This window comes from Streptomyces sp. NPDC050560, assembly GCF_044457285.1.
Taxonomy (GTDB): domain Bacteria; phylum Actinomycetota; class Actinomycetes; order Streptomycetales; family Streptomycetaceae; genus Streptomyces.
In genome coordinates this window covers 509,641-524,297 of the sequence record NZ_JBITGT010000003.1, presented here as the reverse complement: position 1 = coordinate 524,297, position 14,657 = coordinate 509,641, and the positions used below count along the sequence as shown (strand labels likewise).

Genomic DNA, 14,657 nt, shown 5'->3' with positions numbered 1-14,657 from the left:
GGTCAGGGGGCGGCGGGGGTGGCGAGCGCGGCCATCTCGTCCTCGGTGACGCCGAGTTTCGTGAGGATCGCGTGGCGGGAGACGACGGGCGCGAAGCCCGCCCCGCCCCCGGCAGGCGGGGTCAGCGGCTCGATCAGGGTCGCGGGGTCGGACTCGTAGAAGAAGACGAGGGAGAGCAGTTCCTCGTCGGGGGCGTCGGGGCTGGGCGCCAGCACGCGGTGCTTCAGGGCGCGCCAGCGGCCGTCGGTCCAGCGCTCCATGAGGTCGCCGAGGTTGACGACGAGGGCGTCGGGGTCGAAGGGCGGCGCGAACCAGCCGTCGGCCTCGTTCCACGCCTGGAGGCCGCCGACCCCCTGCTGCCTGCTGAGCACGGTGAAGGTGCCCAGGTCGGTGTGGGGGCCGTTGCGGAGCTGGCCCCCCTGCACGGCGCCCACGGTGTTGAGCGAGGGGTACCAACTGGCGTTCTGGGTCCAGGTGGCGCGGGTGGCGCGCCGGGTGAAGAAGTCCCCCGGCAGGCCGAGGACTTCGGCGAGCAGGGTGTTGATCCGCCCGGCGATGCGCACCATGTGGGCGGTGTAGGCGTCGACGGCGCGGCGCAGCGCCGGAAGCTCCTCCGGCCACCGGTTGGCGGGGTAGCAGTACCGGTCGAGCGCGGCGTGCCCCGTGCGGTGGGCGGGTCCTGCGTAGAAGGACTCGTGCAGGTCGGGGGCGGTGGGCGGGGGTGGTTCGCCCTCGGCCCTTGTGACCCCGACGCCGCCTCCCGGGTGCATCTCCAGCCAGCCGCTGTCGTAGGGCGCCTCGATCGCGTACGGCTGCTTCACTTCCCGGGGCAGGGCGAAGAACTCCCTGGCGCGGGCGCGGAACTCGTCGCCGACCCGGCGCGGCACACCGTGGCCGCTGAGCAGGAACATGCCGGTCTCGCGCAGCGCCCGGTCCAGTTCGGCCGCGACGGTCTGCCGCCGCAGTGGCGAGGCGGTCAGGTAGGCGCCGAGGTCGACGGTGGGAATGACGCTTTTCACTGGGGCTCCAGTCGGTGGGCGGAGGGGGCGAGTGGGTGGCGTGTGGGTGGGCAGCGGGCGGGGACGACAGGAGGGGCGGGGCGACGGGTGGCCGGTACCGCCGGTGGCGGGGCGCGGTTCAGCGCGCGAGTGCGTGGGCGGTCTCGGCGGCGAGGACGGCGAGCCCCTCCTCCAGCTCCTCGTCGGTCACGGTGAGCGGCGGCAGCAGTTTCACGACGGAGCCGTCCGCGCCGGAGGTCTCCACGAGCAGGCCGCGCCGGAAGGCACCGGCGGCGACCCGGGAAGCGGTCTCGCCCGCGCCCTTCCCCAGGGCCCCGAAGTCGAGCCCGGCGGCGAGGCCGCGGCCCCTGGCGCGCAGCCCGGCGTCGGCATGGGCGCGCACCAGCTCCGTGAGGCCCGCGGCAAGGCGCTCACCGGCGCCGCGTACCGCCTTCTCCAGGTCGGGGCCCGACCAGTAGGCGCGCAGGGCGGCGGCCCCGGTGACGAACGCCGGGCCGACGCCGCGGAAGGTGCCGTTGTGGTCGCCGGGGCGCCACACGTCGAGTTCGGGGCGTACCAGGGTGAGGGCGAGCGGCAGCCCGTACCCGCTGATCGCCTTCGAGAGGCAGACCATGTCGGGGACGATCCCGGCGTCCTCGAAGCTGAAGAAGGGGCCGGTGCGGCCGCAGCCCATCTGGACGTCGTCCACGATCAGCAGCACCCCGTGGCGGCGGCAGGTCGCGGCGAGCGCCCGCAGCCACTCCGGGGACGCGGTGTGCACGCCGCCCTCGCCCTGCACCGTCTCCACGATGACCGCGGCGGGCAGGTCGAGGCCGCTGCCGGGGTTCTCCAGCATCCTCCCGAAGTGCCCCGGGTCCCCGCCCCAGCCGTCGTAGGGCATCGGCACGGCGTGGCCGAGGGGGACACCGGCGGCGGCGCGTTTGGCGGCGTTGCCGCTGACGGCGAGGGCGCCGAGGGTCATGCCGTGGAAGGACCCGGTGAAGGAGACCACGGTCGTACGTCCTGTGACCCGGCGGGCCAGCTTCAGGGCGGCCTCGACCGCGTTGGCGCCGCCGGGGCCCGGGAAGACCACCCGGTGGTCGAGGCCGCGGGGGCGCAGCACGGTGTCGCGGAGGGTCTCAAGGAACTGGCGGCGGGCCACGGTGAGCATGTCCAGGGAGTGCGCGACGCCGTCGCGTGCGAGGTAGTCGAGCAGCGCCCGCTTCAGCACCGGCGGGTTGTGCCCGTAGTTCAGGGCCCCGGCGCCCGTGAAGAAGTCCAGGTAGCCGCGTCCGTCCTCGGAGTGGAGGCGGCTGCCGGTGGCGCGGTCGAAGACCACCGGCCAGTTCCTGCTGTAACTGCGGACCTCGGACTCCAGCTCCTCGAAGACGCTCATCGTGTGCCGTCCAGCTCTGCGGTGTGTGCGTAGCGGGTGGGGTCGGGGACACCCGCGTCGACGAACGCGTCCCGCCGCTCGGTGCACGCGGCGCAGTTGCCGCAGTGCAGTTCCTGTCCCCTGAAGCAGGTCCAGGTGTCCTCGAACGGCACGCCGAGCCGGGCCCCGAGCGCGATGACCTCGCGTTTGGGCAGGCCGATCAGGGGGGCGAGCAGGTCGAGACCCGGCTTGGCGTCGCCGCGGGTGGCGATGCGCTCCATGTCGCGGAAGGCGCGCAGGAATGCGGGGGAGGTGTCGGAGGGGCCGACGTCCTCGGCCATGACCCCGAACGCCACGGCGTCCGCCCGCTCCACCACGGCGAGCGCGTAGGCGACGGACAGGATCAGGGCGTTGCGGTTGGGGACGATGTTGGCCCGCCGGTCCGCGTCTCCACGCTCCGCCGCCCCCGGGACGGGCACGTCGACGGAGGTGTCGGTGAGCGAGGACCCGCGCAGCACCCCGCGGGCGGCGCTCAGGTCCACCTCCTCGTACGGGGCGCCGAGGCGTTCGGCGGCGAGCCGGGCGCACGCCAGCTCGCGGCGGTGGCGCTGCCCGTAGTCGACCGACACCACGTGCAGCCGGTGCCCCTCGGCCCGCAGGTGGTACGCCATGGTCACCGAGTCGATGCCACCCGACACCACCGCAATAGTCATCGTCACGTGCCCTCTTCACCTGGGGAGTTGGGAGACCTGTGAGCACGGGCGGCGCGGCCGGCCGCCCGTTGCGCCCATCGTGGGGCAGCGCGGTGCGGGCGAAGAACGTCCGTGGGGACCGACCGGAGGGCGGTGCGCGGGGGCCCGCCGGTCGCACCGCGCCCGGGCGGCCGGGCCCCCGTGTCCGAACGGACGGTACCCACCGGGACGTTCGGGCCCCTTCCGGGCCGCCGGGGGCCCGGCGGAGCACCAGGGAACGGGACGGGAGTCGGACTCGGGGAGCCCGCGCGGCCGTCGGGCCGGACACCCCCTGCACGAAAGCTCGGTCCGTCCGGCCGGTCCGCTGCGGACACCGGGCGGACAGACTCGTGCGGGTCCACATCGCGCTCAGCGCAACACCCACCGGAGAGGTGTGAACGAGGACCACCATGACAGAAGACCACGCCCCGCTCGTCTCCGACCTGCTGTCGATGTCACGCGCGCTCTACCGGCGCGGCTGGCTGGACGGCACGTCGGGCAACCTCTCCGTCCGCCCCGCCGCCTCCCCCGGTACGGCCCTGGTCACCGCGAGCGGGCGGTCCAAGGGGGAGCTGACCGGGAGCGACGTCGTGCCCGTCGCGGTGTCGACCGCGCGGCCACTGCGCCCCGGGGGTCCGCGGCCCTCCGCCGAGACGGCCGTCCATGTGGCGCTGTACCGCTCGGCCCCGCGGTGCGAGGCGGTGATCCACGCGCACGCGCCCTATGCGACGGCGGTCGCCTCGCGCGCGGCCGACCGCGGTGAGGACGCGGTCCGCTTCGCCGACTTCGAACTCATCAAGGGGTTCGGCCTCGACGACCCGTCCTTTGTCACCGTGCCGGTCTTCCCCAACTGGCGTGAGGTGGCGCGCATCGGCTCGGACGTCGAGGCCCACTACGGCTCCGCGCCCGGCGCCCCGCCCCTCCTGCTGATCGCCCACCACGGCGCGACCGTCTGGGGCCCCACGCTCGAAGCGGCCCGCAACCGTCTCGAATGCCTCGAAGGCATCTGCCGGCTCCTCGTCCTGTCGGGGCTCCACCACTCCCCCGCGCCCCGCACGGAGAAGGACCCGGAACCGGAGAAGGACCCGGAGAAGGACCCGGGAAAGGAAAGGACATCATGACGCTCCTGCGCACCATGTCGGCCGGGGACCCCGCGGGCGTCCTGTCCCGCACGCGGGACACCGCCGAGATCACGGCGCGGCTGGCCGCGCTCGGTATCGGCTTCACCCGCTGGGACACCGACCGCGCCGTGGCGGACGACGCCGGGCAGGACGAGATCCTGGCGGCGTACCGGGCCGAGGTCACCGCACTCAGCGCCGCCCACGACTACCGCTTCATCGACGTCGTCCGCATGCGCCCGCGGCCCGAGGACCCCGAGTGGCGCGGGAAGGCGGCCGACGCACGCGCCACCTTCCTTGAGGAGCACCGGCACGCCGAGGACGAGGTCCGCTTCTTCCTCACCGGCCGCGGCTGCTTCTATCTGCACCTCGGCGATCACGTCCACGCCGTGGTCTGCACGGCGGGCGACCTGCTGTCGGTTCCCGCCGGGACGGTGCACTGGTTCGACATGGGGAGCGAGCCCGACTTCGTCGCCGTCCGCTTCTTCCAGAAGGAGGACGGCTGGGTGGGCGACTTCTGCGCGGAGTCGATCGCCTCCCGCTTCCCGACACTCGACGAGATCCTGGCGGAGGCGTGAACCCGCCCTCCGGCCCGTTCTCCCTGGGGTGGGAGGACGGTGTCCTCGTCGCCGTCGACCAGCGCGCCCTGCCGCACGAGCACCGTCTGCTGCGGCTGTCCGACGTCGACCAACTCATCGACGCCATCGGGGGTCTCGCGATACGCGGCGCTCCCGCCCTCGGTCTCGCGGGGGCCCTCGGGGTCGCACTCTCCGCCCGCGTCCACGGCCGGGGCGCCCCCGCGGGCACGGCGGCCGTACGGGCCGACGCCGCACGGCTCGTCGGGGCCAGGCCCACCGCGGTCAATCTGCGGTGGGGCGTAGAGCGCGCGCTCGCCAGACTCGACGCGGGGCCCGAGGCCGTACTCGCCGAGGCGCTCGCCATGCTGCACGAGGACGCCGCGACCAACAGGGCGGCCGCACGGCGCGCCGCGGACCTGGTGGAGTCGCTGCTCCCCGACGGGCGGTTGCGCGTGCTGACGCACTGCAACACCGGCCGTCTTGCCACCGCGGCCGTCGGCACCGCGCTCGGCGCCGTCCTGGAACTCGCCGCCCGCGGCAGGATCGAGGAAGTACTCGTCGACGAGACGCGCCCGCTGTTGCAGGGCGCCCGGCTGACGGCCTGGGAGCTGGGGCAGGCGGACGTGCCCTACCGGCTGTGCGTGGACTCGGCGGCGGCCTCCTCGATGAGCCGCGGCCTGGTGGACTGTGTGCTGGTGGGCGCGGACCGTATCGCGGCCAACGGCGACACCGCCAACAAGATCGGCACCTATGGGCTCGCCGTGGCCGCCGCCCGGCACCGCGTCCCCTTCCTCGTCGTGGCGCCCGAGTCCACCTGGGACAGGGAGCTGTCCGACGGTTCGGGGATCGTCGTCGAGGACCGCTCCCCGGACGAGGTGACCGCCTTCGCGGGCGCCCGGGTCGCCCCGGCCGGCGCCCCCGCGCTCAACCCGGCCTTCGACGTCACCCCCGCCGAGCTGATCACCGCCCTGGTCTCGGAGGACACCACCGTGCGCACCGGCCGGGCCCGCGGCGCTGCCGCGGGGCCCGCCGCTCCCCGGCCGTCCGAGATACTGGCGCTGCTGGACGAGTTCCCCGACTTCCCGGCCCCCGGCGTGGTCTTCCGCGATCTGGGCCGCCTCTACGCGCGGCCGGGCATGCTCGGCCGCCTGGCCGACCACCTGGCCGCCGCGTTCCACGGGGAGTTCGACCGGGTCCTCGCGGTGGAGTCCCGCGGATTCGTCATCGGCGCCGCCCTGGCCGCACGGACGGGGCTCCCGCTCACCCTGGCCCGCAAGGCGGGCAGGCTCCCCGGCCGTGTGCACGAGGCCTCCTACACGCTGGAGTACGGCGCCGACCGGCTGGAGGTGCGGGAGGGCGCGATCGCTCCCGGCGCGAGGGTGCTGTGCGTCGACGACGTCCTGGCGACCGGCGGCACCCTCGACGCCGCGGCCCGGCTCGTCGCCGCGAGCGGCGCACGCGTGGCCGGGCTGGCCGCGGTGGTGGCGCTCGCCGGTCTCGGCGGTGCGAAACGGCTCGCGGCCCACCGGCTGCTGACCCTGTGCGAGGTGCCCGCATGACGGGCGGGGGCGGCGCGGCGCCCGGCCGGGTGCGGCGGCGGGCCCGTGCGGTCGTCCTCGACATCGAGGGGACCGTCGGGGCGCTTTCCCATGTGCGTGACGTGCTCTTCCCCTATGCCCGGGAGCGTCTGGCCCGCCATGTCGCCCGGCAGCGCGGCACGGACGCGCACACCGCGCTCCTGAGGGACGTGGGCGCCTTCGCCGACGCGCCGGACCTTGACGAGACGGGCGCCGTCGCCCTGCTGCTCGCCTGGTCGGACGGCGACGTCAAGGCCCCGCCGCTGAAGGCGCTCCAGGCGCTGATCTGGGCCGAGGGCTACGCCGACGGCACCCTCGAAGGCCATGTCTTTCCCGAAGTCCCCGGCGCGCTGGAGCGCTGGCGGCGGGCGGGGATCGCCTGCCACGTCTACTCGTCGGGGGCGCGCTCCGCACAGTACGACTGGTTCGCGCACAGCGGTCGCGGCGATCTGACCGGACTGCTCAGCGGCTGCTTCGACCTGACGAACGGCGGTGACAAGCGGCGGCAGGACTCGTACCTGCGCATCGCGGACACCCTCGGTGTCCCGGCCGGGGACATCGTCTTCCTCAGCGACGTCGGCGCGGAGCTGGACGCCGCGGTGCTGGCCGGCTGGCAGGGCGTCGGGGTGCGCCGCGGCGGTGACCCGCGAGGAGCCACCGTCGCGGGGCATCCGACCGTGGGCACCCTGGACGAGGTGCTGCTGACGGCCGCCGCACCGCCGCGGACCCCCGCCCGGCCACCGCGCACACCCCCGGCGCGTGTACCGGCCGCCCGGCACGACGGAACGGAGCACACGTGAGCGACACGGACGACGGCGACCGGGCGGAGATCGGCGTCATCGGGGGCAGTGGCTTCTACCGGCTGCTCGACGACCACCGCACGGCAGAGGTCGGGACCCCCTTCGGAGCACCGTCGGGCGCGGTGTCGCTCGGCACGGTCGCCGGCCGCCGGGTGGCCTTCATCCCCCGGCACGGCAGCGACCACGCACTGCCGCCCCACAGGATCAACTACCGTGCCAACCTCTGGGCGCTGCGCTCCCTCGGGGTGCGGCAGATCCTGGCGCCCTGCGCGGTGGGCTCCCTGCGCGGCGAGCTGGGGCCCGGGTCGATCGTGGTGCCCGACCAGTTGGTGGACCGCACGAGCGGGCGCGTCCAGACGTTCTACGACGTGGGCGCCGTGCACGCCTCGTTCGCCGACCCGTACTGCGCCGACGGCCGTGCCGCGGCGCTGCGCGCGGCCGCAGAGGCGGGCGAGGCGGCACACGACGGCGGCACCATGGTGGTGGTCGAGGGGCCCCGCTTCTCCACGCGGGCCGAGTCCCGGTGGTTCACCGCCGCGGGCTGGTCCCTGGTGAACATGACGGGGCACCCCGAGGCGGTCCTCGCGAGGGAACTCGCCCTGTGCTACACGTCCCTCGCCCTCGTCACCGACCTGGACGCGGGCGTCGGCGCCGAGGACAGCGTCGAGCAGGAGGCGGTGTTCGAGGTGTTCGCGCGGAATACGGAGCGGATGCGCGCCCTCGTCCTGGGCACCGTGGCGCTCCTGCCGGAGAAGGAGAAGCGGAGCTGCGGCTGCGCCACCGCCCTCGACGGCCTGCCGCTGCCCTTCCCGCTCCCCTGACGTACCCGAGCCCCGAGCCCCGAGAAGCGTGCCGAGGCCGACTGACACATGACCGACACCCCCGTACTGACCACTTACCGGGAGCTGCTGGCCGCGCCGGGAGCGCGGCGGCTCACCGCGGCGAGCCTGGTGTCCAAGTTCCCGGTCAGCATGTTCCCCGTGACCGCCGTGCTGCTGCTGTCCCCGCGTTACTCTTATGCGGCGGCGGGGGCCGCCGTCAGCGCCCTGCTGGTGGCGACCGCGGTGAGCAATCCGCTGCGGGCGCGCCTCCTTTCGCGGTACTCCGTTTCCGTGGTGCTCCGGTTCTGCCTCGTCGGCTATCTGACCGGGCTCGCGGGTCTCGCGTTGTCCGCCGCGGCCCACCTGCCGTATGTGCTCGTCGTGTTGTCGGCGGCCGTGACGGGGGTGTGCTTCCCTCCGGTGAGCATGCTGCTGCGGGGCGCCTGGACCGCGGTGGCGGGGGCCCGCCGCCGTTCCTCGTCGAACTCCCTTGAGGCGGCGCTGATGGACGTCAGCCTCATCGCGGGGCCCGTGCTCGCGGCCTGGCTGAGCACCGGCGCCACGCCCCTCCTGCCGTTCGCGGTCATCGGTGCCTGCATGGGGGCCGCCGTCGCGCTCATACTCACGGCGCGTCAGAAGGCCCCCGTCCGGGGCGGGTCCGGCACGGGGGCGGGCGGCGGCGGCCGGGGCCGGGGTCGGCCGGTGCCGCTGCGGTCCCGGTCGCTGGCCGCGGTGTACGGGGCGCAACTGCTCTTCTGCGCCGCGCTGTCCGGCGTGGAGGTGGCACTGCCCGTCTTCGCCCAGCAGCATCACGCGGGCGGGTACAGCGGGTGGTTCCTCGCCGCGCTCTCGGTCGGGAGCATCGTGGGCGCCCTGCTGCTCGGTGCCGCACCGACGCTGGACAGGGGCGGACTGCCGGTGCTGCTCGGCACGTTTGTCGCGGGCGCCTGTCTGCTGGGGCTCGCCATGGGCGCGGCGCCGCTCGCCGTGCTCCTCGTGTGCCCGGTGACGGGGCTTGCGGTCGGCTCGACGTTCTCCCGCCTCTACACCGTCATCGCCGTGTGCACCCCGCCGGGGGACGAGAACGAGGCCCAGGGCTGGGCGGCGAGCATGGCCACCGTCGGTTTCGCCGTCGGCTCCTCGGCGGGCGCGGCGCTCGCCGGAGCCCACGGTGCCCCCGCCTTCCTGTTCTTCTCCCCCGTCGCGGGCGCCGCCGCGGCCCTGTGCGCCCTCGGCGCCCGCGGGGGCGCTGCCCTCCCGGTCCGTCCCGACGGACGTTCTGACGCGCCGACGCCCTCGGCATAGTGGTCGGTGTGCTGCTTGGTTCGTGCTCGCCGATACCGGCCTCGAACAGTCCGCTCCTGCACGCGAACTGGCCGGTGCCGCCCTGCGGAAGGACATCCCCGGATGAAGACAGGACAGCCCGCGGTCCTGCTGGTCGACCCCGTGCAGAGCGGTGCGAGGTACAAGCCGGCGGCCCGCGAGCTGGGGTTCTCCGTCGTCTCGCTCTACACCCTCGACTACCCGGACGCGGCCGCCGGGGAAGCGGGCGACGACGTGTCCCTCCACGGCACGGACCCCGACGAGGTGGCGCGCCGGATCGCCGCGCGGGGGCTCGACATCAGGGCGGTCGTCCCGGCGATGGAGGCCGGTGTCCATCTGTCGGACGTCATCGCGGACCGCTTGGAGCTGCCAGGCAACGAACACTCGCTCGCCTGGGCGCGGCGCAACAAGGCCGCCATGCGCGAGCGGGCGGCGGCCGCCGGTGTGCGCGTCCCGGAGTTCCGCGTCGTGCACCGGAGGCAGGACATCGGGCGGGCGGTCGAGGCGACCGGTTTTCCCGCGATTGTCAAACCGACCATGGGCGCCTGCTCCCAGGGTGTGGTGGTGCTGTCGGACGCCGGGGACCTCGGTGTCCTCGACGACCTGGTCACCCATGACGCGTTCGGCGCCCCCGTCACCGAATGGCTGGTCGAGCGGTATGTCCGGGGCACGGAGTACGCCCTCAACTTCTACAGCGCCGACGGGGAACACCGGCTGGTCGACATCTGGGAGTACCGTCAGCCCGACGGCAGGGACTACGACTTTCCGGTGTGGGACACGCTCCAACTCGACGACACCCACCCCCGGTTCGAGCGGCTGCTGCGGTTCGGCCGCCATGCGCTCGACGCCTTCGGCATCCGGCGCGGCCCGAGCCACACCGAGGTGAAGTGCAACGACGAGGAGGGCGTGTACCTCATCGAACTCGGCGCGCGGACTCCGGGCGGCCCGGCCACGGAGATGTGGGGCAGGCACAGCGACGTCATCCGCCCCTACCACGACTCCATCGAGTGCTACCTGGGACGCAGACCGGCCCTCATGGACGAACCGCTGGGGTTCAGGGCCCGGTTCGGTTCCGTGGCCATCCGCAACGACGAGGCGCCCGGCACGCTGAAGGCGGTGCACGGGGTGGCGGAGCTGGCCGGGCTGCCCGGCATCGACCGCGTCATGGTGGAATGCGCCCCCGGGGACCGTCTGCCGCTCACCCGGGACAGCCTCCACATCCCGGTCAGCGTGTTCGTCAGCGGCCCCGACGAGGGCGCGGTGCTCTCCACCCTGGCCGCCGTCCGGTCGTTGGTGACCCTCGACATCGAACCCGACCGGGCCGCCGCACGGAGCTGACCCGTCCCCGGCGGCCCGGCGCGGCGGGCCCCGATCGGATAGGGCCCTCCGGGAGATCAGATGTAGCCCTCCCGGATGGCGTAGGCCACGGCGTGGGCGCGGTTGCGCAGGTTGAGGCGCATCATGACGTCGTGGAGGATGCCCTTGACGGTCCGCTCCGAGTAGCTGAGGCGGGCGGCAATCTCCTTGGTGCCGAGGCCGTGTGCCACGTATTCGAGGACGCTCAGCTCGCGCGCCGTGGGGCGGCCGGGGGCCAGGGTGCTCAGTTCCGTGCCGTGCGCCCGGCGCCCCAACTGGGCCATCAGCCGCCGCAGCAGGTCGGCCGGGATGTCGCTCTCGTCCCGCCTGGCCGCGCGGATCGCCTTGACCAGGTGTGCCGCAGTGGCCTGGTGGCGCCAGACGATGGTGTGGATACCGGCCTCCAGCACCAACTCGACCTGCCGTTCGTCGAGTTCGTCGACCACGAGGACGACTCTGCGGTCGCACTCCGCCGCCAGCTTCCGCAGGCGGACCGCGGCGGCGGCGTCGAGCCGGTCCAACAGTACGACGGCCACCGTGGCCGCCGCCGAGGCGCCCGGGACTCCGGCGGGCTGGCGCACCGCCGTCATGTCGCGCTCCTGGGCGATGTGGTGGGCCACCCCGGCCCGGGTGAGCGGGTCGCCCTCGTGTATCGCGATCCTCGTCCTGGAGACGGGCAGTCCGGTGAGGCGGTGTCCGTGGGCCGCCTCCCCGGCCGCCTCGGGCCCCTGTTGTCCGTCGTCACACGGCGTGACCTCGTGCACAATCATGATCGTTCCTCGTTGCTTCCGGCCTTGCCCCCGTACACGGTTCGCGAGCCTAGGTCGGCCGTAGTGACCAACCAGGTGCCGAAAGTGTGACTGCCGCGGACACGGGGGACGCGGGGTGACATCCGGTCCCACCGGCAGAACCGCGCACCCGCGCAGCACCGGGGCGCCCCCCTAGGTCCTGTCTGGTAATTCGCGTCGGATCAGGTCGCGGCGTCTGGTGCCGTGCATCGCAAGGCGGAGGGTCGTCCGCGTACTGGACGTACGTGGGCGTGCCCGACAACGCGGCGAGGTGCGGTGCCAGGCGTCGCGACCCCGGCGGGAATTGCCAGACAGGGCCTAGCCCGCCTCCTCTCCGAGGCGGCGCAGGACGCCCTCCTCGTCCGGGTGGTTCAGCCGGGAGAGCAGGGCCAGTGCCTCCCGCCAGGCGGCCTCGGCCTCGGTGCGTGCGCCCCTGGCGGCGTGGGTGTCACCGAGGTGGATCAGCGTGTCGGCCTCCAGCGTCCGGTCGCTGATGGCGCGGTAGAGGGCCAGGCTCCGTTCGAAGCTCTCGGCGGCCTCGGCGTAGCGGCCGAGGCCGTGTTGGGCGCAGCCGAGGCTGTCCCAGGCCGCCGCGGCCCCGTTCGCGTCCCGGATGCCCTCATGCAGCTCGATGGCCTCCCGGCAGAGGGTCAGGGCTTGTTGGTGGTGGCCGAGCAGGATCTCGGTCCAGCCCTGCTCGTTGAGCACGCTGGCCTGGCCGCTGACGGTCCCGGTGGCGTGGTAGAGCGCGAACGCCCGCTCGTAGTGGCGCAACGCACGTGTGTGGTAGCCCTCGTTGTTGGCGCAGAAGGCGAGGAGGCGGTGGGTGCGTGCCTGGTTGTCCGGCAGGCCCAGCTCCTCGAACAGCGCCAGTGCCTCGCCGAGGAGGCTGTGTGCCGCCGCGGACTCGCCGAGCCTGCCGTGCGCGAAGCCGAGGGCGCGCAGGGCGTGGGCCCGCCCCAGTGCGCTGTCGGCATGTCCCGCGGCGGTCAGGGCGGCCCGCTGCACGGTGAGTTGGGTTCGCCACTGGCCGCGCCTGTCGAGATGGTGCGCCACGGTCTGGCCGAGCCGCCATGCCAGCTCGGGCAGGCCCCAGGTGTCGGCCTTCTCCACCAGGGCGAGCAGCACCGGCAGTTCGTCGTCGAGCCAGGCCGCTGCCTGCGAACGGTCGGGCAGGTCCCGCACGGTGGTGCCCGGGGGCGGCGCCGGGATGCCGAGGGACTCGACGCTGTGCGGCGCGAGCTGGGTGGCCGCCCGTCGGGCGGTGTGGAGCTGGTGGTAGACCACGCGGTGCCGGGCCGCGTGCCGGGCGGCCTCGTCGCCGTGCCGGTCCGTGCACTCGACGGCGAGGGCGTGCATCAGGTCGTGCAGGGCGATGTGGTGGTGCCGTTCCCTGACCACGAGGTGGGCGCGGGTCAGCTCGTCCAGCAGGACCTCGGTCGCGTGCAGGGGCAGCGCCATGGCACTGGCCGCGGCCTCGGGGGTGACGTGGGGGTGGGCGAAGTCGGCGAGCAGGAAGAACAGGCCGCGTGCCGCCGGGCTCAGGGCGTCGACCGACCAGGAGAAGACGGTACGCAGGTCGGTGGCGGGGTCGCCCAGCGAGAACGCGTTGAGCCTGCGGCCCTCGGCCAGGTCCTTCGCGACCGCGGAGAGCTTCAGATCGCGTCCGGTGAGAATGCGCGCGGCCACCACCGAGAGCGCGAGGGGCAGTTGGCCGCACTCCCTGATGATGGTGTCCAGCGCCTCGGGCTCGCGGGCGGCGCGGGCGGCGCCGATCCGCTGGATGACGGCCTCCCGTGCCTCCGGGATGCTGAACGGTCCCAGCGAGAGGTGGTGCATCCCCTCCACGGCCACCAGGCCGTCGAGCCGGTTGCGGCTGGTGATCACCACCATGCTTCCGGTCGCGGCCGGGAGCAGCGGGCGCACCTGCTGGGCGTCCCTGGCGTTGTCGAGGAGGATGAGCACGCGGCGTCCGGCCAGCAGGCTCCGGTAGAGCCCGGCGCGTTCCTCGTGGGCGGAGGGGACGTACCGCGGGGGTATGCCGAGCGCGTGCAGGAAGATGCGCAGCACCTCGGTGGGGCTCACCGCCTCGCCGTCGGCGCTGAAGCCGCGCAGGTCGGTGTAGAGCTGGCCGTCGGGGAAGCGGTCCGCCGCCTGCCGGGCGAGGCGCAGGGCGAGCGTGGTCTTGCCGACTCCTGCCATGCCGCTGACGACGATGCCCGACACCGCGTCGTCGGGCCCAGGCACCAGCCCGGTGAGGCTGGCCATCTCCTCCGTGCGTCCGGTGAAGATACCGGAGGAGAAGGGGAGTTGGGAGGGGCGGGTGCCGCCGATGGCGGGGTTGGCGGGTGCGCCGCCGCGTTCCGGCGGTAAGCGCCGGTGCGGCGCCTCGGCGGGCTCGTGGCGCTGTCGGCCCGCCGTGGCCGGGGCCCGCAGGACCTCCCGCGCGGCGAGCAGTTCGGGGCCCGGTTCCACGTCCATCTGTTCGGCGAGGCGGTGCTCCACGTCCCGGTAGGTCCTCAGGCCCTCCGCCCGCTGTCCGGTCTGGGCGAGTGCGGTGATCAGCCGCGCCTGTACGCCCTCTTCGAGGGGGTTCGTCTCCGCGCTCTCCCGGAGGGCCGCGAGTACCAGGTCGGCTGCCCCGTGTGCCAGGGCGATGTCCGCGGTCTTCTTGAGCACGTCCATGTACTCCCGCTCAACTGCCGTGAACGCGGGGTGCGACCGGGCCTCCAGGGCGATGCCTCCGGCGGTCTCGCCCTGGCGCATGCCGAGCGCCCTGGTGAGCAGGTCCACCGCGACCTCGTGGGTGCCGTTGTCGTACGCGCGCTGCCCCTGCTCCGTCAGTGTGCGGAAGCGCAGCAGGTCCAGGGCGTCGGTGTCGAGGGGGAGCCGGTAGGAGCCGACCCCGCTGCTGATCACCTCGGCCCCTGACTGCTGCGGCGGGCTGCCCAGGAGCCTTCTCAGCGCCCCCATATGACGGTGGATCACATTGAAGGCGCTCTTCGGCGGCTGTGTCGGCCACAGGACGTCCACCATCTGTGTGCGGTCGACGGGAGCACCGGCGCGGACGAGGAGAAGGGCGAGAATCGCGCGCCGCTGGGGTGGGCCGAGTTCGACTTCCCGCCCGTTTCGCCAGGCCCTGAGCGGCCCCAATACGCTGAACTGCATGTTCCGGAAGCTTAGCCGTGCCGG

At 73.9% G+C, this 14,657-nt stretch carries 12 protein-coding genes; 7 read left to right on the top strand and 5 right to left on the bottom strand.

The window, feature by feature from the left end; all coding sequences use genetic code 11:
- Positions 1–2 precede the first annotated feature (2 nt).
- The 3 genes from ACIBIW_RS09735 to ACIBIW_RS09725 form a co-directional block, all read right to left on the bottom strand.
- Positions 3–1,019: an isopenicillin N synthase family dioxygenase gene (locus ACIBIW_RS09735; protein WP_399333863.1), complete on the bottom strand. Its 1,017-nt coding sequence runs from the start codon at positions 1,017–1,019 to the stop codon at positions 3–5.
- Positions 1,020–1,137: 118 nt separating this feature from the next.
- Positions 1,138–2,394, bottom strand: coding sequence for a diaminobutyrate--2-oxoglutarate transaminase (gene ectB, locus ACIBIW_RS09730; protein ID WP_399333861.1), 1,257 nt, complete (start codon positions 2,392–2,394; stop codon positions 1,138–1,140).
- Positions 2,391–3,086 (bottom strand): 7-cyano-7-deazaguanine synthase, encoded by a 696-nt coding sequence (locus tag ACIBIW_RS09725; protein ID WP_399334020.1) that lies wholly within the window; start codon positions 3,084–3,086, stop codon positions 2,391–2,393. Before ACIBIW_RS09725 ends, ectB begins: the two co-directional genes overlap by 4 nt.
- A gap of 428 nt (positions 3,087–3,514) precedes the next feature.
- Here ACIBIW_RS09725 and mtnB point away from each other — a divergent pair, with 428 nt between their 5' ends.
- The 7 genes from mtnB (at position 3,515) to ACIBIW_RS09690 (ending at position 10,659) form a co-directional block, all read left to right on the top strand.
- Positions 3,515–4,225 carry a methylthioribulose 1-phosphate dehydratase gene (mtnB, locus tag ACIBIW_RS09720; protein WP_399333859.1) on the top strand — a complete coding sequence of 237 codons (711 nt, stop codon included), beginning with the start codon at positions 3,515–3,517 and terminating at the stop codon, positions 4,223–4,225.
- Complete coding sequence (locus tag ACIBIW_RS09715) at positions 4,222–4,800, top strand: 1,2-dihydroxy-3-keto-5-methylthiopentene dioxygenase (RefSeq protein ID WP_399333857.1); 579 nt, start codon at positions 4,222–4,224, stop codon at positions 4,798–4,800. The genes mtnB and ACIBIW_RS09715 overlap by 4 nt, the downstream gene beginning before the upstream one ends.
- Positions 4,797–6,359, top strand: a complete 1,563-nt coding sequence (gene mtnA, locus ACIBIW_RS09710) for an S-methyl-5-thioribose-1-phosphate isomerase (RefSeq protein WP_399333855.1) — start codon at positions 4,797–4,799, stop codon at positions 6,357–6,359. Before ACIBIW_RS09715 ends, mtnA begins: the two co-directional genes overlap by 4 nt.
- Positions 6,356–7,177: an acireductone synthase gene (mtnC, locus tag ACIBIW_RS09705; RefSeq protein WP_399333853.1), complete on the top strand. Its 822-nt coding sequence runs from the start codon at positions 6,356–6,358 to the stop codon at positions 7,175–7,177. Before mtnA ends, mtnC begins: the two co-directional genes overlap by 4 nt.
- Positions 7,174–7,998, top strand: coding sequence for an S-methyl-5'-thioadenosine phosphorylase (locus tag ACIBIW_RS09700; protein ID WP_399333851.1), 825 nt, complete (start codon positions 7,174–7,176; stop codon positions 7,996–7,998). Before mtnC ends, ACIBIW_RS09700 begins: the two co-directional genes overlap by 4 nt.
- Positions 7,999–8,046: 48 nt before the next feature.
- Positions 8,047–9,303, top strand: a complete 1,257-nt coding sequence (locus ACIBIW_RS09695; RefSeq protein ID WP_399333849.1) for an MFS transporter — start codon at positions 8,047–8,049, stop codon at positions 9,301–9,303.
- A gap of 102 nt (positions 9,304–9,405) precedes the next feature.
- A complete protein-coding gene (locus ACIBIW_RS09690; RefSeq protein ID WP_399333847.1) occupies positions 9,406–10,659 on the top strand; it encodes an ATP-grasp domain-containing protein in 1,254 nt (417 codons plus the stop codon).
- 56 nt (positions 10,660–10,715) lie between these two features.
- Here ACIBIW_RS09690 and ACIBIW_RS09685 read toward each other — a convergent pair whose 3' ends face one another.
- Both ACIBIW_RS09685 and ACIBIW_RS09680 read right to left on the bottom strand, forming a co-directional pair.
- A complete protein-coding gene (locus ACIBIW_RS09685) occupies positions 10,716–11,447 on the bottom strand; it encodes a LuxR C-terminal-related transcriptional regulator (RefSeq protein ID WP_399333845.1) in 732 nt (243 codons plus the stop codon).
- Positions 11,448–11,783: 336 nt separating this feature from the next.
- Positions 11,784–14,633 (bottom strand): AfsR/SARP family transcriptional regulator, encoded by a 2,850-nt coding sequence (locus ACIBIW_RS09680; RefSeq protein ID WP_399333843.1) that lies wholly within the window; start codon positions 14,631–14,633, stop codon positions 11,784–11,786.
- Between the last annotated feature and the right edge of the window lie 24 nt (positions 14,634–14,657).